The sequence below is a fragment of the Amycolatopsis sp. NPDC004079 genome (assembly GCF_040610415.1).
Lineage (GTDB): Bacteria > Actinomycetota > Actinomycetes > Mycobacteriales > Pseudonocardiaceae > Amycolatopsis > Amycolatopsis halotolerans.
The window spans coordinates 48,505-64,928 of the sequence record NZ_JBEXMH010000047.1 but is presented as its reverse complement, the minus strand read 5'-3'; the positions used below and the strand labels follow the sequence as shown (position 1 = coordinate 64,928).

The following is a 16,424-nucleotide window of genomic DNA, read 5'->3' as shown; positions in this document are numbered from 1 at the left end:
TTCGGCTCAACTCTGTCCCAGGCCGCTCGCCAGCGGGGGCTGTCGGTTGTTTCCAAAGGCGCAGCCTGTGTTTCATCCCGTCATGCATCCTCTGCTGCCGATTTCGAGCGGTCGTGGCTGCGATTCCGGACACGAGGCTGCAGGGGGGGTCGCTGCGGGCGCGCGGAAGGTTCACGGCATCGAATGACCTCGGCTGCCCGGGCATGTCTGGTCAGCGCGTTCTGACGTCCCGACCCTGGTTGCGAGCTGCGGCGTGGTCGGACCACTGGCGCCAGTGACCTGCCTTCGCCGTCGGCGCTGGGCCGAGCAGTTCGACAACGACAAGCGAGCTCTCGTCTCGGCTATCGGGGGCGTGTGTCCAAGGTGGACCATCTCGGTGCCGGGTGTTGCAAGAACGCGTGTCGGGGCAGAGAGGCGAGTCGCTGCGCTGCGGTGCTTCCGGCCGCCCTGGTCCGGCGTCGGGCTGTCTTGTGCCGGAGATCGGGAAACGGTGCGGGCTGGTTTGGAAACAGCGATCTCTTCCGCCGTTCGGATGTCGAGGGGAGAGTCGGGTGCCAGGACGACCGTGCCTGCTGCGCGGGCACTGCACCGAAGGATTGTCGAGTGACACGCTGCCATCCGGACCTCAGTCTCGCTTCCGGGCGACAGACGGCCCCTCGGGCCTTCTTGCGCGGCGCGGTGATGACCGGGACTGCCGCCCGTGCTGACAAGTCCTTCCTGGCTGGCTGGGAGCGCGACGGGGACGGTCGCAGTCGGCGGAAGGTCGCGATGCTGCAGGGACGGCAGTCGTGACAAGCGTCGCGGACCGCGAGAGCGAAGCTCACGAGGTGCTCGCATGCAGCGGCGAGCGGCTTTCCGCCCTGCTGCGCCGCGCGCAGACATTCCCCGCCAACCTCCCCGTGCCGGAGATCCGAGCGCCGCGCGACCGGCGCGGCATCCACGCCGCTGTCACTGCGGTGCGCGGGAACCTGTCCGTCGGGGCCGCTTTCCGGGCACCGGCCTGGGTTGTTGCCCACACTTCTCGCCGGTACGCGGAATTCGTAACGCTGGTGCACGAGGCGATTCAGCGCTGGCACGGACTCCTGGCCTCCGCGGCCGCGCACGTCGACGGCCCAGCGCGCGACTCGCTGTCCGCACTGCAGCGGAATGCCGATCGTCTCGACGAGGCGATCGCCGCCGTTGACGCGAAGCTCGCGGAGACCTCGTGACCGGGGCCACGGACTGCCCTGCGCACATGGGAGCGGAACGTCGCCGCTTCGGACAGCAAGCGGTGCATGGGGGTTGCTCGGCCGCGGTGCGCGACCATGCAGGAATGGGCTGAGCTGGTCGATGCGGTCCCTGAGCTCGACCGCACGTGGACGACCAGCCAGATGCACGACTGGGATTTCGGGACTGCCCGCGAGGGCCCGAACATGGACGTCCGCGACCGCGACTGGTTGTGGGTTCAGGAGCGTGCAGGAGTGGCTGTGGGCCGTGATGCCGATGGTGTCCAAGTGGGACGCGAGCGCGGTGACCCTCGCGTCGTTCCGTGCGTTCTTGTCGGCAGAGGGAGCGTGACCGGATGGAGGCCCGCAGCACGGATTCATCCGGTTCAAGCGGCCCGATTGACGGACCTCGCAAGCATGTTTGCCCGGGGTGCGGTCTCGACCCGGAGGTCACGGATCGAATGATCAGCAATGGGCGCGACGTCGGCTACCGGTGCTCGTGCGGCGCAGTCGTGCTCAGCGACGGATTTGCGGGATTCGATGGATGACCAGTACCGGCGGTTCCCCGGGCGTCCCGTCGCAACGGCCCGGGCGGAAGCGAGGGCAGCGTGAAGACCGGTGAAGCGTGGCTTGTCTCGGTTTCCGCTGGCAACGTTCTTGTTTGTCCGCACAGCGACGCGGCGGGGCAGATTTTCTGGGAGGAGAAGCGGGGTCGGCGGGGTTCGGTCGGCATGACGCCGGGTGGCGAGCGGGCTGTGATCACGGCGAGCTCGTTGGTTCATCGTGTCGCGTTCTGGTGTGAGAATTGCCAAGAGGACGTCGGGTTCCCGGAAGGCCTTGGGTCGCGGACGGCGTAGCACAGCTCGGGTTCTGCGGAGACCGGTCGCACGGGGGACCGGGTTGTGGTCCGTTCTTGGGGCAGGGTAACCGAAAGCAGAGGAAAGCCGTCAGCGAAGGCGGCCGGTGAGCGGCCTCAAAGCGGCACCTTCGAACGAGAGATGAGGAACCGACGATGATCACACGTTCCGACGTCACCGTCGTCGCCACCGGTATCGGGGGCATGGGCAGCGATGTTTGGCATGTTCGTGTCGGGGCTGCTGACTTCCTCGTGTCCGCAGTGGCCTATCCGTGGGGAAACGGAAGCGAAACTGCGGTTTTTCCGGCCGGGCCAGACGGGAAAGCCGCAGGCTGCCGCGACATCGTTTCCCGTGTCGGATATGACCACGAGGCGGCGATCGCCGATCTGATCCGCTGGATGAACGAGCAGGATTGAACGCACGGTCGGCATCGCGGGCGCCGCGCGTTGTCGTCGCGCAGCGCGCGTCTCGGCGACTGAGTCTCCACATCGTCGCGCAGTCTCCGGCGGAAGCAGTCCGTAGTGGCCGGATCGGCGACGCTGACACCGCGACGACAATCGGGGAAGTGCGCCCTGCTCGAGGAACAAGATCCGACGGGAATCTTTCTGGCAAAATATGATTGACGCCGAACGCCTGTCTGAGTGATGATGAATGCGCACCGGAAACGAAGGAGCAGTCATGATGATCACGCGGGAGCGAGGAACGAGGAGCCGGGACCTGGCCGCCTCGATCGCTGTCGCGTGCCCGTCGAACGACCGCAGGAAGTCCTTCTCCTGGGAGGAGCAAGACCTTCTGGGCGGCGCAGGCTCCCCACCATGACGTAGGTCTCGTCATGTCGAGGGAGCCGCCCATCGGGAAACCGATCCGGGCGGCTTTCTCTATTTCGCGCACCCAAAAACAATTAATTACTGTCGGCGAGCTAGCGGTAGCGCGGCGGTCTCCAAAACCGTTTGCCGGGGGTTCGACTCCCTCCGCCGGTGCTTCACGCCGCCCATTTCACGATGGGCCGGTGCGGCTCTTTGACATCTACACAGCGGAGCAAGACATTTCCCAGGCTCGTCCCCGTCGCCGCACCGGCGGCCAGGGCGAGCACCGGGTCCGGCCGCCACCGCGCGGCCGGACCCACCGGTGAAGATGGGGTTGTCGGAGCCCCGCCTGGCTGTAAGCCGGGCGTCCTCGTGGCACAGGGGTTCGACTCTCTCCTTCACCACCCAAGCCCCCGTAGCTCAGCGGACAGAGCAGCGGCCTCCTAAGCCGACGGGCGCAGGTTCGAGTCCTGCTGGGGGCACCAGCGTCGACGGCCGAGAGGCCGGTGCGGCGCGATCATGCGGTCGTGGTGAACTCGGCGGACACGTCGGTCTTCCAAACCGAAGCAGAGGGTTCGATGCCCTCCGGCCGCGATCGCAACAACTCGGCGCCTTCCGGCCCGGGACAAGGCCGATGCGACTGCTGGCTAGGTCACCGCCCTTTCAAGGCGGGGGACCGGGATCGATACCCGGATCGGCTACGTACCAACGACATGCCCCTGTAGCTCAGCTGGACAGAGCGTCGCGCTACGAACGCGGAGGTGCCAGGTTCGAGTCCTGGTAGGGGTGCTGGCCGGCGCGCGACGCGCCGGCGTCCCGATGCTCACGTGGCCCAGCGGCGAGGGCACCGCACTGTCGATGCGGCGATCGCGGGTTCGAGTCCCGTCGTGAGTGCTCACGATCGGCACGGCCGTGCGGCCGCGCCGATCGCACCGGATGCGAGGGGCACTGGCGACCCCACCTGATTTGGGATCAGGAGGCACTGGGTTCGACTCCCAGGTATCCGACCACGGCCGGTTCTCGAGCGGCACGCCCGGCTCGACGTCCGGCCTTCCCCAGGTCCCGCTGCTGCGGGTCCGAAGGGCGCGTTGGTCCAGTTGGCACGGATCCCCGGTTCTCGCCCGGGAGACACGGGTTCGAGTCCCGTACGCGCTACGCGAGGGGTCCCGGCTCGCCACCGGGTCCCGAGGGTGGCCCCCTCGGGGTGGAGGGCTTCGCCTTCGGGCGTGGTGCTCCAGCTCCGACGACACGTTCCCGCACGGCTCTTTAGCTCAGCAGGCAGAGCACCGGAGTGAAGCCCCGGAGGTTCAGGGTTCGAGTCCCTGGGGAGCCACCACGCACGACCTCGACGGCCACCGCGCGGCGCGAGCGCCGGGGGCGCCGTCGCGCGGCTCTAGCCCAACCGGCAGAGGCAGCTGGCCGAGGTCCAGTCCAGTCGGGGTTCGACTCCCCGGAGCCGCACGCCATCCGACTTGCCGCACAAGCTCACCTGGCCGAGCACCCGTCTCGTAAACGGGAGGCACTGGGTTCGATTCCCAGGTGCGGCTCCACCGCACCGTCCGGCTCGCCGGGCGGCGGCAAGGCCCCTGCAGCCCAACTGGAAGAGGCACCGCGTTCAGGCCGCGGCCAGTCCAGGTTCAAATCCTGGTGGGGGCACGCACATTCCCGGTTGGTGTAGCTGGCAGCACGCCGGACTTTGGATCCGTGAGCCCAGGTTCGAGCCCTGGACCGGGAGCCCGGCCGCACCCCGATGCCCGTTGGTCCAGCTGGCACGACACCGCGCTCTGATCGCGGAGATCCGAGGTTCGAATCCTCGACGGGCAGCAGACGGCCCCTGTGGCGAAATCGGCAGACGCACGCGGCTCAAACCCGCGCGCCCGCGGTGGCGGGCATGCAGGTTCGACTCCTGCCGGGGGCACGCACTTTGGAGGGCTGGCCGAGCCAGGCAAGGCACCGGGTTGCTACCCCGCGGTCCGGGACTCCAGGTCCCGGCGCGCGTTCGAATCGCGCGCCCTCCGCGCATCAACACCGAGGTGGAGCACGGCGGTCTGTGCAGCGCGCTGATGACGCGAAGAACCAGGTTCGACTCCTGGCGCCTCGACCACACGCGGCACCGGAAACCGGTGCTGCGCAAGGAGGATTGGCCGAGCCCGGAAAGGCAGCCGTCTCGAAAACGGTGGTCGGCGTGACGAGCGCCGCGCAGGTTCAAATCCTGCATCCTCCGCCGCGCCGCCCGTGTACCGGCGGTGACCTGGGTCGTTAGCTCAACTGGAAGAGCCGCCGACTCTTACTCGGCAGGTTCGGGGTTCGAGTCCCCGGCGACCTACTCCACCCGGCACGGCACGAACGCCGCGCCGCGCGGGCCGTTAGCTCAACCGCGCAGAGCAGCCGGCTTTTACCCGGCGGGTTCGGGGTTCGAATCCCTGGCGGCCCACTTTTGCCCCTGTGGCCCAACGGATACGGCACCGCCTTCCGACGGCGGAGAGTGCAGGTTCGACTCCTGCTGGGGGCACCACGTTCATTCCCTCGAGGCGCAACAGGCTGCGCACCCGACTGTTAATCGGGAGGCACCAGGTTCGAGTCCTGGCGGGGGAGCTGCGTCGCACCCAGCGACCCCTTGCGGAGCCAGGGACGACGCGCGATCGGGGGACGCGCCGGAGCGCAGACGATCCTTGCAAGATCGTCGTGGTGGGTTCGACACCCACGTCTTCCACCAGCACCAAGACCCCCGCGACGATTCCGCGCGGGGGCGACGTCCTGTAGCTCAGCGGAAGAGCAGCCCGTTCACACCGGGCCGGTCCCGGGTTCGACTCCTGGTGGGACGACTGTGGCCGATGCCGAAGGAGACGAGGCCCCGGGTTGTGGCCCCGGGTGAAGCCGGTGCGGGTCCGGTCGGCCACCCCACTTACCCGCCGGAAACTTTCGGCGGCAGCGCGCGCGGTTCGGCAACCAGCGGGGCCTCATAAGCCCCGCCCACGTGGATCGACACCACGGCGCGCGACCCGGCCCGGCGTCCACGCCGGAGCTGTCCGACCCACTTCACGACGGTCGTGGCGCGGCCTGCAAAGCCGTGGTTGATCACCGGGTTCGACTCCCGGGTGGGTCTCCGCCGATGTCCTGCTCCGCTGTGCAGATCCCGAGGCGTCGCCGGTCGACGGCGGCCGCGCGCAGCGTCGCTGACCGCGCGCCCGGGCCCGCAACCCCGCTTCGCGGAAGGGGTTGCGCACCCAGCGGTGCCGGCCAGCGCGGGCACGCGCATCCGCCCGAGCCGGGCGGCACCGACATCCGGGCTCCGCCACCGCGCGGGCCTGATCACCTGACGAGCGAAGGACGTGAGGATGCACGCGAGGACGATCATCACCAGGACGCTGCGCGTCCCGCGCAGCCCCGCGGCCGCCGGCGACGGTGCTGCCGTGGCCCGGCAGATGGACGCGGTTCTGGCCGGAGCCGGGTTCAAGGCCACCGGCGAGCTGCTGGAGCACGTGTCCGGGCTGGAGCCGGGCGCGGCGATGGACCTGGCCGTCGACGTCGTCGCGGCGGTGCGCGAACTGGTCGGCGACCACGTCGCCCACAACGCCTACTTCCGCGACTTCCCGCACGGGGTGCCCGACACCGTCGAGTTCTGGGTGAGCTGCCTGCGCGGTGCACTCGTCGCGCCGCAGGCCCGCGGATCGGCCATGGCTCCGACCGACGCCGAGTTGCAGCAGGCGCTCGACCAGCGCTTGGTGGGGCTGCTGGATTTGCCTCGTTACGGCCGCTACCAGCACACCTACGCCGAGCTGCTGGCCGCGCACGACGAGCTGATCCCTTCGATCAGGGATCGGGTCACGCTGGTGCGGCTCGGCGGCACGCTCGAGGACGAGACGTCCGCGCTGTACCGGGCGCTGGCCGAGTCGACTGCCCCGCTGGGCGAGGCCGGCCTGCAGCTGCTCGCCGACCTCGCCGAGACCTGCGGCGAGGTCGAGCTGGACGGCGTGCCGGTGCGGGAGAACCGCGCCGTGCTCAACGCCGCCCGACTCGCCGCGGGCCGCCCGCTGCTGGCTGTGGACACCGTGCTCGACGTGCTGCGCGCCGCGTGCCAGGCCAGCGGCGGCGACGTCACGCTGGCCGAACCGACGAAGTTCCGCAGCTTCCGCCGGCGGGAGCGCCGCGCGCTGATGACGGCGCTGGACCGCGTCGCGGTAGGCGGCGAGGGCAAGCTCGGCGACGTCGCCCGGTACGCGGAGCAGTTCAAGCGCCTCGGCGAAGGACTGCATCCGCACGAGTTCGACCAGTTCCCGCGTGCGGCCGAGGTGTTCGAGGTCGCCCGGGGTCGGGCGGTCGCGTCCCTGGCCGGGCGGGCGGAACTGGCGTTCGCCCGCGGCGACCTCGCCGGCGCGGCCGAGGCCCTCGTCGACGCGCCGGGCATGCTGATGCGGTCGCTGGACCGGCTGCTGCGTCACGCCGATTCGTCCGCGCGCGACGCGGTGTTCGAGGCGATGACGCAGGTCCTCGGGACGGTGTCCGGACGCGTGCTGTGCTCGGTGCGCGAGCACTTGGCCAACCGCGCCGCGCCAGACGCCGCGCGAGTGTTCACCACTCGCTCCCGCCGGGCGTGGGTCGCCGACGACACCCGTCCGCCGCTGCCGGGCGAGGTCATCGAACAGGCTTGTGCGCTGATCGACGCCGAGTTGACCGCCCGGCTGCCGCGGCGCGAGCGCCTGGTGGTCGACCCGGCCGTACTGTCGGCGGCGCTGCCGTTGTCGGGCAAGGCCAACGAGAACGGGTTCGCCGTGCTGCCCCGCGGCTCGCGCATCCGCGTCGAAGGGGAGGTGCTGCGGTTCTTCACCCACTGGCGCCAGGCCCGCCGCTGCACCGACTTCGACCTGTCCGCGCTGCTGCTGGACGCCGAGTTCCGCTACGCCGGGCACGTGTCGTGGACGAACTACCACCACGGCGGCGCGGTCCACTCGGGCGACGTGACGCAGGCTCCGGGACCGGACGGCGCGACCGAGTTCATCGACCTCCCGCTGGATTCGCTGGACGCCGCTTTCGTGGTGCCGCAGGTGAATGTCTACTCGGGCGAGGGGTTCGACGAGGTCGCCGAGTCGATGTTCGGGTGGATGACCCGCGACCGTGACCAGGCCGGGGCACCGTACGAGGCCCGGACTGTGCGGACCCGCTCGGACATGCGCGGCACTGGACGAGTGGCGCTGCCGGTCGTGTTCGCCCGCGGCGCGGACGGCTCGTGGACCGCGACGTGGCTGCATCTCTATCTGACCGGCTCGCCGAATTTCAACCGGGTGGAGGGCAACCGGGCCAGCACCGCAATGCTCGCCCGCGGCCTGCTCCGGCGCGACTACTTGACCGTCGGCCACCTGGTCGAGTTGATGCGCGCGGCAGGCACCGACATCACCGCCTGGGAGCCCGGCACTGACCTGGACGGGCCTCTGACGTTTCTCGGAATGCAGGCCCCCGAGGGCCTGCCCGTCGATGCGGAGGTCATCACGCTGGATCGGCTAAACCAATTGATCCCTGCCTGAACAGGCCGATAGCCTGGCGATGCGAGGCAATGAGGGGACTTCCTTCTACTTCCACTGCGAATGGTATCTAGTGCCCTCGCTCTCCTCGCTCCCAACTTCGTGATGGCCTGCCGGATTCCCCGGCAGGCCATCACGTTTTCCAGTCGCGGCACCGTGCGGCTGGATGCCGCTGGGACGAGCGCGGAAGGAGCGCTCCGATGATCGCGAGGACGCGCGCCGTTGCCAGGAACGGCGCCGTCATCGCCCGTCGCTGTTGGCTTCGGAGCGCGGCGAAGCCGGTGCCGGTTCTCGATCCCGAGCGTCCGTCGGGCCTGGCCTGCTGAACGATCGTTCCCGCAGAGGCCGGGAGCATCAGTCCCGCGGCCAGCGTCGGATGGATCGCGCCTGGCTCACCCCGAAGCCACCTCGGCAGTCCCGGCCCGGGCAGCGCCATCGCTATCCTGCTTCGCGAATCGATTGGAACCATGCCATGCCCACCCGCGGACTGCTCCTGCTGGATGTCGACGGACCGCTCAATCCGTACGCCGCAAGACCCCACTCGCGACCGCCGGGATACGAGACGTTCCGGCGCACGCGTTCCGGAGCCTGGTTCGGGGGCCGCGACGCTCGGCGTCACAAGGGTCTCCGAGTCTGGCTGCACCCCGGCCACGGCAGCCTGCTGACGAAGCTGGCCGACGAGGCGGAGCTGCAGATGGCCTGGGCTACGACGTGGCTGGAGGACGCGAACAGGCTCATCGCGCCGGCCATCGGCCTGCCGGACCTTCCGGTGATCCACTACCCGCCCAGCGACCTCGAGGCCGACGGCACCGGCGGCCGCCGGTGGCGACTCGACGGAGCCTGGAAGTGGCCCTCGGTGGCCGCCTACGCGGCGGGGCGACCCCTTGCCTGGCTCGACGATGAGCACAGCGACCCGCTGTTCGCCCGGGCCCGCACGGCATTCGACCACGGGCGCAGCAGCAGCCCGACCCTGCTGTGCCACGTCGACCCGAGCATCGGACTGCAGCCCGTTCACCTCGACGAGATTCGTTCCTGGGCAGCGGCCCTCCCGCTGGCGTAGCTCTCCTGGCCGCAGCGGGCTCCGCTCCACCGAGCCCAGACCGTGCCGACGTCCGCCCGCTGGTCAGGATCAGGCAGCAGAGGCGACGGGGATTCGGGTGCCGGCGGCGTGACAGACCGAGCGGCCCGGCCGAGGCGCTGTCACTCGCGCGGCTTCGGCGACCCGCCGCATAGCCGTCACGGGACGGCAGTCGCGGAACTGGACGCGAGCGCCTGGCCGCGATCCTGCGGCCAGGCGCTGATAGGCGATGACGAGGTTGCGGTGGCCGACGCGACGACGCCGATGTCCGGCTAGCCGCTCGGCCGGGACGCGGATCCCCGTCGCCGCTGTGGTCTCACGGGCCGGCCTCCGGGGAGGCCGCAGTGGCGAGGGGCTCGTCGGCGTCGAACGGCGGGAGCCCGAGATACAGGGTGTAGTACGCGTCGCGGACCGCCCGCAGCTTGGCCTTCCCGATGCCGAATCCGCGGGCGATCGCGATGCCGGTCGGCGCGCCTGCCCACAGGCCAGCCGGGTGGGTCCTCAGCCGTCCCGCCCGATGCTCGCTGTCGATGCGGGCCAGGAGCACGTCGAGTTCGTCGTCGGACACCCGGCCCGGACGGCCGACGAGGGCAGTGATCTCGGCCAGCGCAGCCGATAGCGGCAACCCGCGGTAGGCGAATCGGACCAGCACGTCCGCGAGCTGCGCCTCGCGCAGCGCCGAGAATCCGGCCCGGCTCATCGGGCCAGTTCCTGCCCGGCGCCGTGCCGCTGGGCCGCACGCCTGACCTGAGCTTGTGCGAAGCGCCGATGAAACAGATCGGTGCCCTCGGTTCCTTCCACGCGGATCCGGTCGAAGAGCTTCACCCGCGGTGCGTTGCGGCCGCCGGGGTTGCACTCGGTCGTGTCGGGCGGACCGAGCAGTTCGGCGATCATCGCGCGGCTCCACCCGCGCTCCCGCAACTCGGCGATACCCGCATAAGGGCCGCATCCGTGCGTTCCGATCGCACTCCACCGCGCATTCATCCGCTGTCCGTCCATTTCCTCGGTCCGGGGTTCGACGAACCAAGACCCAATCGCAAACGTCGGTGAGCCGTCGACCCGGGAAGCTCATGCACGGCTTGACCCTCGATTCACCCGATGCGGGCACGCGGCGGTGGGCCGCCGCCGTGCGTAGGCACGCCGCTGCGACAGCGCGGCGACGGCGGCGACCCTCGGATGTCCACACCCAAGGCCGGTCTCCAGCCGTAATCGGCAGCGGTCCCGAGGGACCCGCTTGCCACTGTTGTTGCGCCGTGATCGGAAACACCCGCGGAGGGACTGGAAACAGCAGCCCCTTTGATGGCCCGGTTCGCGTGGGAGACAGTCGATCCTGCTCCGGCTGCTGTGCATGCCGCGGAGGAAGCCGCCCTCCAGTCGACGGACATCGAAATGCTGTTCGGCCGATGCCGGACCGATCGAGAAGAAGGGCCGACGGAGCGGGCTTCCGGCCGACCTCCTGTTTCAACGCGGTCAGCGTCGAAATTGTGAGGCGACGCGGGCCCGCCGGCGCGCCGGAGAGCTTCTCATGCACCGTTTCTCACGGTCACGGAGCCGGAAGGCTGGTCAATGACACGCTCCTATCTGGACATCACCATCGCCATCGGTCGCCAGACCGATGCGCGGGCGCTCCTGCGCGAGTGCCGAAGGCTGCTCGGCACTCCGGACGAGGCGCCGCCGATCGAGTCCAGAGCGGAAAACCCGCTTCTCCTTCACAGGCGCGGTCGCCTGGCGAACCCGCTGTACTGGGACTTCCCGGCGACCTTGTCGATCGGGTACGGCATCGACGGCCCGATGACCGAGATCGCGCCCGAGGGCGCCAGCGCGCAGCACCGGCGGAGTCTGGCCGCGGACCCGGTGAGCAACGGCTGGGCGTGGGCCGAGGTGCTGTTCCAGCCGTTCGTCGGCTGGCCCGAGATCTCGCCCGGCGCGCCCGGCGACGACCTGGGCGCGTGGCTGGTCCGGGAACTGGGCCGGTGGCTGGACGGCAAAGGGCTGCCGTGGCAGTGGGAGGCCCGCGGCGCCAGTGTCTACCTCCCCTACAGCCGCGACACCGCGAACCTGGCGGCGCTGGGCAACGCCGACGCCGACGCGGTCACCCCGGAGACCGTCCGGCTGGTCAACGAACGCTATCTGCCCGGGTGGCTGCGCGGCTGGGACGGTCCGACGCAGCTGGAAGGGACGCTGCTGAAGGGGTGGCAGGCGTGACGCGGCGTACGGGCGCGATGCCGCCCTTCGCGTGTGCCGAGGCGCTGGTGCGGCATCCGGATCTGCCGGCCGGGGCCGACTCGATACCCGCCGTGCTGCACGCGGGGCCGCTGCGTCAAGAATGGATATTCCGCCCGTCGGTGCTGGCAGCCCTGTTCGACATCCTGCCCGGATCGGGCGGGAGTGCCCGTCGCACCGGGTACCGCCTCGACCCTGTTGCCGGGACCGCACTGCTGTTCCCGCCGGACAGCTTCCCTGTAGCTGCGAGGTTCGTGAGCGACGACCTGCCGTTCTGCCCGCCGCCGCCGAAAATCAATCGCGCCCTGGATCCCGAAGGCTGGACCCTGGCCGATCGCCAGCCGCCGGTCGCGGACTGGACTGCGGACGCCTGCCTCGCGGTGCTGGCGGCACCGGACCGGAACACCGTCGAGGAGGCCTACGTCCGTGCCGATCCGGGCGTCGAACGACTCCCCGCCGCGGCGCTGACCCGCGTCGCCGCGTTGTGGACGGTGCCCGCGCGCGACGCGGAGTTGATTGTTCCCGCCGGGCTGGTCGCCCTGTACGACCCGGAGACCCGCGCGCAGTCGGCGGCGCCCGACGACGACCAGGACTGGCTCCCAGATTGCCCGCGCTGCGGCGAGCCGCTGATCGACAGCGGTTCCGTCCCCGGCATGTACTACCCGTGGCCGGATCTCGGCCCGGCAGACTCGCCGTGGTGCCCGAAACACCCGCTCACCGACCGGCCGCGCCCGCACGCCGCGCACTGGCGACCTGTTCGGTCGTGAACTTGTCGCCTGACGGTTGCTGAAGCGCCCGCGGAGTCGCTCTCGCGACGACGATCGGTGGTGCCGACGAGGGAATTCGGCGGACTGCCCGACCGCAATCTGCCATGCGGTCGGGTTTCGGAGGAGGCCGTTCGACTGTTGCGTCGCCGCCCGACGAGCAGAGAACTGACAGCGGCGGGGCCTGGCCAGAGGCTGCTCGCCTGTCCGGCGGTCCAGGAGGGTGATATTGGCGACCGGCGAGCAGATCTCCAAGACATCAACGCGACAAGAGAAAGCGAAAGCCATGGGCCACAGTCGTTTCCTCGTGTACCAGCCTCGCGCCGACGACCCGGAAACAGCGTTCCGCACGGTCGTCGCGAACACGCTGGTGGAAGCCGCGCCGGGCTATATGCGCACGATCGCCGCGAAGGTCGTCGACGGATTCGTGATCGTCGCAGCCGAGCCGGTCGACCAAGCGAAGGCGGAGAAGCTGGCCGGCGCCATCATCTGCGGAGACGACGAACAGTGGGCGAGGATTCGCGACAAGAGCGGCCCGACTGGCTTGATCGCGGTCAAAGGCGGGTGGCGGGAGCATCACGGGAAGATCCCGGCCGTGCCCGGCGGGCACGCGGACCTGGACGCCGCCGCGGCCGCCACGGTGGCTGGGAAGCTCGTCGCGGGCGAGCACGTCGTCCCCGGAGCGTCCGGCGGCTCGTTCAGCAGGCAGGGCGTCCGGGTGCTGAACGGGAAACTGACGGTGCGCACCGTGGGAGCGCAGGTGCACACCGGCTGGCTGGTATTCGGCACCGTCGCGTTGTGACAGGGCACGCGGACGAGATGCGCGAAGCAGCAGGGCGGCCATGCGGAGCGTCGCCTCCTCCGGGACCGGGAGATCGGCGCCGGCGGCGTTCGTCGCCAGAGTGCAGGCGGTGGTCCGCGAGGATCAATACGTTCGACAAGTTCCGGCACATGTCCGCGGACCTTCAAGACGTCGAATTCGCGCTGCAGGCTGCTTTTTCAGGTGTAGCCGCAGGACCCCCGTCCCGTCAAAGACCGGGCCAGCTCGTCTGCGCAGCCTCGGCCAGCACAAACTGCGCGCTGGAAACGGCGGACCTGCATGCCGGGGGAGATCGTGTTCCGCTGCCGCGAGAAGAGGGCGGCGGAGCGACCTCGGGAACAGGCCCAGGTGCCAACAGCTCGCTACTCGCCCGGTGCGGGGTCTGAGGGCGCGTTCGACGACCGGCGTGTGCCGGTCGTCCTCTGAGGATCGGAGGAAGCCGTGTTGCTGTTGGATCCTGATGACATCATCGCCGCGGCCCGTGAGCTCGTCGCGTCCAGCCGTCCGCCAGGACATCGCGACGGCCCTCCGATTCGAGATCCCCGCCACGTGTTCTACCGCCCGGTGTTCGCGAGCCCGCGCGACTTCGCCGCGGGCCGTCCGCCGGATTCCTACGAGGTGTTCCTAGGCCGGCATCTTCTGGGCACGGTCGTGCAATTCGCAGCGGGGGACTGGGGCTGCTGGCCCGCAGCCGACGGCACAGGCCTGCCCGTCCGGAAGTCCCGCGCAGAGGCCGCGCGCCAGCTGCTGCAGCTGGCCCGCAGCACCGAGCACCGGTGTGACCGGATCGACGACGCGAGCCGCTGCACTGCGGCTGATGACGGAGTCCACCGCTGCTACATCGCCCCGCTCGGACGCCCGCACGATTGCCTGTGCGTGTGCGGCATCCATTGGTGACGCTGTTCGAGCCGGCGACCGCGCCAACGCGACGGCCGTCCCCGCCCGACCTCTCGCGAGCATGTCGCTCGCGGCAATCACCGAAAGTGCGCGCACAACCGTGCTTCCTGTGCGAGGGGGCGACAGGTTCGCTGCCGCGCTCAGGAAACACCAGGGGCCGGTCGGAAACAACGTCGGCGCATATGCCGGTTCCCTCGCCCGGAACATCAGTGAGGTGTGCAGGACAAGAGGCGACGAGGCGCGGTGACGGTCGCGAGGACGGATTCGTCTGGTCCAAGTGACCCGATTGACGCACGTCGTGTGCCTTGTGCCCCGGTTGCGGTTTCGCTCGCGGAAGCGAGGGATCGGAAGGCCCGCGACGTCGATGAGCATGCGCTGTGTTGCACCGCCACCGGCCGAATGACCTCCGGGAGAAGGAGGTCTTTCCGGTTCGGTTGTCGTTCGCTGGGATTTCGACAGGAAAGGGTATTCCGATGTCCCACCCGATCCCGGATATCCGCGACCCGCACGAGGTCGTCCTTGAGTTTCTCGACGGCGGGCCCGACGACTTCGGCCGCCGCCGTTTCTTCGCGTTCTGGCTTGACGACAACGTCGGCCCCAGCTGTGATCAGGTTGGCGTTCGCGGGCAGATCTTCTTTACGGATCCAGATCGGTTCGCTGACGACCGACGGCGCAGCGGCTGGATTGTCCGATGTCTCGACGCTTGACCGGTGCGATCAAATCCTGTCAGCGGACGTCCGAGGGGCACGTAGGTCGTTTCGGTCGCATTGGTCTCCAGCCTCGCGACAGAATGCGACGAACGGCGCGGAATATCCCAGCCCTGGTTGACGGACTAGCGGTCGCCGCGTGTGCGTGGTCGCAGCCCGACGCATCGGGGCGACCCGTGGCGAAAGCCGCGACAGCGGCAGTGGGGGATGGAAGGACGTGATCGTCGAAGGAGGATCCAGGTGCAGGAATGGTACGAATGTCGGGAGAAGGCGGACGTGGCATTCTTGGCAGCGGAGAAGGCAACACCATAATGCGATGAAGCAGAAGGAGGAGGATCCGCAGCTGATCCTCGCGATGTCGATGGCAGCGCTCGCGTTGGCACTGTACGACACCGCTGCGGTCCGTGTCCGGGACTGATGGTAGGTGGTCAGGCTCCGGTCGCGTGCGCGGCGAACTCGGCGCGTGCTGGGGCGACGATCTTGGGGTGCAGAGCCTGTCTCTTCTCGTGCCCGGCCGGCGCGTTTTAGATGCCAGCAACGACTGTTCCCGTTCCCGTGCTAGCGAGAGGACTCCCGGCCATGGGCAAGAAGAACCGCAATACGGGCGGTTGCGCGGACAAACTGCGCTGGCGGGCGGCCCGCGCCGCCAATCAGAACATCCGCTGTGCGCACGGATCCGCCACTGGTTGCCGCGGCCTGGTGCTCTTGGGGCCGGACCTCGACCGCGCGAGGGCGGTTCCCGCCGGCCCGGATACGGCTCTGCTCGACACAGGCTGTGCGGCTCTCTGCCGCGCCTGCGACGACGGCACCTTGTTCCTGCGCCTGTTCGGCTTCGCCGGGATCGAGGCGGCCTTTGCCCGCCGCTCCGGGCACGCGGCGGTCGCGCCGTGATCGCCGATGACCGTGTCGCGCTGCTGGACTTGGAGAACCTTGGCATGGTCAAGCTCCGTCCCCGGACGCTGCGCACACGGCTTGAATCGCTGCTGGCCGCCTGCGGCGACATCGACCACGCGGTCGCCTCTTACGCCGTCGCTGCGGGCGAGGCTCACGACCCGGCCGCCTCGGTGCTGGCCGAACTGCGCATCGCGCCGCTGCGAGTGCCGCCCGGCCCGGACGCCGCCGAACTCGCGCTGCTCGCCCACGCCCGCCACGTTCACGCCGAAGGCGGCCGGATCTTCGTCGTCGCCAGCGCCGACGGCCGCTTCGCCGAACTTGCCGCCCTCGGGCGTGTCGAACTGCTGGTCTGGGAGGGGCAACCCGTCGCGACGAAACTCGCCGGCGTCGCTCATTCCATCCGACGGCTGCGCCGACCCACCGGCGCTCCGCTCGCCGATCCCGCCGAGCTCGTGCGATCCGGGCCCGAACCGGAGCCACCTGAGCCAGCCTGGCCGCGTCCTCAGAGCGACCGGCCCGGGCTCGCCCGGCATCTGCTGGTCGCGGTCGCTACAGGCGCGGGAATCGCCCTGGGCAATCGGATCGCCGAGACGCTGCTGCCCGGCCGGACGCACCGACCACGCTGACAGGTCCTTACTCCACGTCGAGGGGTGC

13 protein-coding genes and 23 tRNA genes are annotated in these 16,424 nt (G+C 69.7%); 34 read left to right on the top strand and 2 right to left on the bottom strand.

What is annotated here, in order from left to right; genetic code table 11:
• The first annotated feature begins 788 nt into the window (after positions 1-788).
• The 27 genes from ABZX37_RS35265 to ABZX37_RS35135 all read left to right on the top strand — a co-directional run bounded on the left by ABZX37_RS35265 (position 789) and on the right by ABZX37_RS35135 (position 9,447).
• The gene (locus ABZX37_RS35265) at positions 789-1,208 is read left to right on the top strand and encodes a hypothetical protein (protein WP_354747002.1); all 420 of its coding nucleotides are present in this window, start codon (positions 789-791) and stop codon (positions 1,206-1,208) included.
• 1,009 nt (positions 1,209-2,217) lie between these two features.
• On the top strand, positions 2,218-2,478 hold the full coding sequence (locus ABZX37_RS35260) for a hypothetical protein (RefSeq protein WP_354747000.1): 261 nt from the start codon (positions 2,218-2,220) through the stop codon (positions 2,476-2,478).
• Between the two features lie 497 nt (positions 2,479-2,975).
• Positions 2,976-3,039 (top strand) — tRNA-Trp (locus ABZX37_RS35255).
• A gap of 238 nt (positions 3,040-3,277) precedes the next feature.
• A tRNA-Arg gene (locus tag ABZX37_RS35250) sits at positions 3,278-3,353 on the top strand.
• Positions 3,354-3,389: 36 nt separating this feature from the next.
• A tRNA-Gly gene (locus tag ABZX37_RS35245) sits at positions 3,390-3,462 on the top strand.
• 35 nt (positions 3,463-3,497) lie between these two features.
• Positions 3,498-3,569, top strand: a tRNA-Glu gene (locus ABZX37_RS35240).
• Positions 3,570-3,583: 14 nt separating this feature from the next.
• Positions 3,584-3,657: transfer RNA gene (locus ABZX37_RS35235), tRNA-Arg, on the top strand.
• Positions 3,658-3,689: 32 nt separating this feature from the next.
• Positions 3,690-3,762, top strand: a tRNA-Asp gene (locus ABZX37_RS35230).
• A 39-nt stretch (positions 3,763-3,801) separates the two neighbouring features.
• A tRNA-Pro gene (locus tag ABZX37_RS35225) sits at positions 3,802-3,878 on the top strand.
• 72 nt (positions 3,879-3,950) lie between these two features.
• Positions 3,951-4,023, top strand: a tRNA-Glu gene (locus tag ABZX37_RS35220).
• A gap of 105 nt (positions 4,024-4,128) precedes the next feature.
• Positions 4,129-4,204, top strand: a tRNA-Phe gene (locus ABZX37_RS35215).
• Between the two features lie 51 nt (positions 4,205-4,255).
• A tRNA-Leu gene (locus tag ABZX37_RS35210) sits at positions 4,256-4,329 on the top strand.
• Positions 4,330-4,342: 13 nt separating this feature from the next.
• Positions 4,343-4,418: transfer RNA gene (locus ABZX37_RS35205), tRNA-Thr, on the top strand.
• Between the two features lie 32 nt (positions 4,419-4,450).
• Positions 4,451-4,524: transfer RNA gene (locus ABZX37_RS35200), tRNA-Leu, on the top strand.
• Positions 4,525-4,531: 7 nt separating this feature from the next.
• A tRNA-Gln gene (locus ABZX37_RS35195) sits at positions 4,532-4,603 on the top strand.
• A 16-nt stretch (positions 4,604-4,619) separates the two neighbouring features.
• Positions 4,620-4,692: transfer RNA gene (locus tag ABZX37_RS35190), tRNA-Gln, on the top strand.
• Between the two features lie 6 nt (positions 4,693-4,698).
• Positions 4,699-4,786 (top strand) — tRNA-Leu (locus ABZX37_RS35185).
• An 8-nt stretch (positions 4,787-4,794) separates the two neighbouring features.
• Positions 4,795-4,886 (top strand) — tRNA-Ser (locus ABZX37_RS35180).
• 11 nt (positions 4,887-4,897) lie between these two features.
• A tRNA-Ile gene (locus tag ABZX37_RS35175) sits at positions 4,898-4,972 on the top strand.
• 30 nt (positions 4,973-5,002) lie between these two features.
• A tRNA-Ser gene (locus ABZX37_RS35170) sits at positions 5,003-5,092 on the top strand.
• Between the two features lie 29 nt (positions 5,093-5,121).
• Positions 5,122-5,194: transfer RNA gene (locus tag ABZX37_RS35165), tRNA-Lys, on the top strand.
• Between the two features lie 34 nt (positions 5,195-5,228).
• Positions 5,229-5,302 (top strand) — tRNA-Lys (locus ABZX37_RS35160).
• Positions 5,303-5,307: 5 nt separating this feature from the next.
• Positions 5,308-5,383: transfer RNA gene (locus tag ABZX37_RS35155), tRNA-Arg, on the top strand.
• Positions 5,384-5,390: 7 nt separating this feature from the next.
• Positions 5,391-5,463, top strand: a tRNA-Asn gene (locus ABZX37_RS35150).
• A gap of 158 nt (positions 5,464-5,621) precedes the next feature.
• A tRNA-Val gene (locus ABZX37_RS35145) sits at positions 5,622-5,693 on the top strand.
• 513 nt (positions 5,694-6,206) lie between these two features.
• Positions 6,207-8,390, top strand: a complete 2,184-nt coding sequence (locus ABZX37_RS35140) for a hypothetical protein (protein ID WP_354746998.1) — start codon at positions 6,207-6,209, stop codon at positions 8,388-8,390.
• A 469-nt stretch (positions 8,391-8,859) separates the two neighbouring features.
• Complete coding sequence (locus ABZX37_RS35135) at positions 8,860-9,447, top strand: HAD domain-containing protein (protein ID WP_354746996.1); 588 nt, start codon at positions 8,860-8,862, stop codon at positions 9,445-9,447.
• Between the two features lie 334 nt (positions 9,448-9,781).
• On the opposite strand, the gene ABZX37_RS35130 is transcribed toward ABZX37_RS35135, so the two are convergent.
• Together ABZX37_RS35130 and ABZX37_RS35125 are read right to left on the bottom strand one after the other, a co-directional pair.
• Complete coding sequence (locus ABZX37_RS35130) at positions 9,782-10,165, bottom strand: hypothetical protein (RefSeq protein WP_354746994.1); 384 nt, start codon at positions 10,163-10,165, stop codon at positions 9,782-9,784.
• Positions 10,162-10,359 (bottom strand): hypothetical protein, encoded by a 198-nt coding sequence (locus ABZX37_RS35125; RefSeq protein WP_354746992.1) that lies wholly within the window; start codon positions 10,357-10,359, stop codon positions 10,162-10,164. Before ABZX37_RS35125 ends, ABZX37_RS35130 begins: the two co-directional genes overlap by 4 nt.
• 672 nt (positions 10,360-11,031) lie before the next feature.
• On the opposite strand from ABZX37_RS35125, the gene ABZX37_RS35120 reads away from it, so the two are divergent.
• The 7 genes from ABZX37_RS35120 to ABZX37_RS35090 all read left to right on the top strand — a co-directional run bounded on the left by ABZX37_RS35120 (position 11,032) and on the right by ABZX37_RS35090 (position 16,396).
• Positions 11,032-11,670, top strand: coding sequence for a hypothetical protein (locus tag ABZX37_RS35120; RefSeq protein ID WP_354746990.1), 639 nt, complete (start codon positions 11,032-11,034; stop codon positions 11,668-11,670).
• Positions 11,667-12,455, top strand: a complete 789-nt coding sequence (locus ABZX37_RS35115; RefSeq protein ID WP_354746988.1) for a hypothetical protein — start codon at positions 11,667-11,669, stop codon at positions 12,453-12,455. Before ABZX37_RS35120 ends, ABZX37_RS35115 begins: the two co-directional genes overlap by 4 nt.
• Before the next feature lie 283 nt (positions 12,456-12,738).
• Positions 12,739-13,254: a hypothetical protein gene (locus ABZX37_RS35110; RefSeq protein ID WP_354746986.1), complete on the top strand. Its 516-nt coding sequence runs from the start codon at positions 12,739-12,741 to the stop codon at positions 13,252-13,254.
• Between the two features lie 462 nt (positions 13,255-13,716).
• Positions 13,717-14,169 (top strand): hypothetical protein, encoded by a 453-nt coding sequence (locus tag ABZX37_RS35105; RefSeq protein WP_354746984.1) that lies wholly within the window; start codon positions 13,717-13,719, stop codon positions 14,167-14,169.
• Between the two features lie 473 nt (positions 14,170-14,642).
• Positions 14,643-14,876 carry a hypothetical protein gene (locus tag ABZX37_RS35100; RefSeq protein WP_354746982.1) on the top strand — a complete coding sequence of 78 codons (234 nt, stop codon included), beginning with the start codon at positions 14,643-14,645 and terminating at the stop codon, positions 14,874-14,876.
• 579 nt (positions 14,877-15,455) lie between these two features.
• The gene (locus tag ABZX37_RS35095; protein WP_354746980.1) at positions 15,456-15,767 is read left to right on the top strand and encodes a hypothetical protein; all 312 of its coding nucleotides are present in this window, start codon (positions 15,456-15,458) and stop codon (positions 15,765-15,767) included.
• Complete coding sequence (locus ABZX37_RS35090) at positions 15,764-16,396, top strand: hypothetical protein (protein ID WP_354746978.1); 633 nt, start codon at positions 15,764-15,766, stop codon at positions 16,394-16,396. Before ABZX37_RS35095 ends, ABZX37_RS35090 begins: the two co-directional genes overlap by 4 nt.
• Positions 16,397-16,424: the final 28 nt, after the last annotated feature.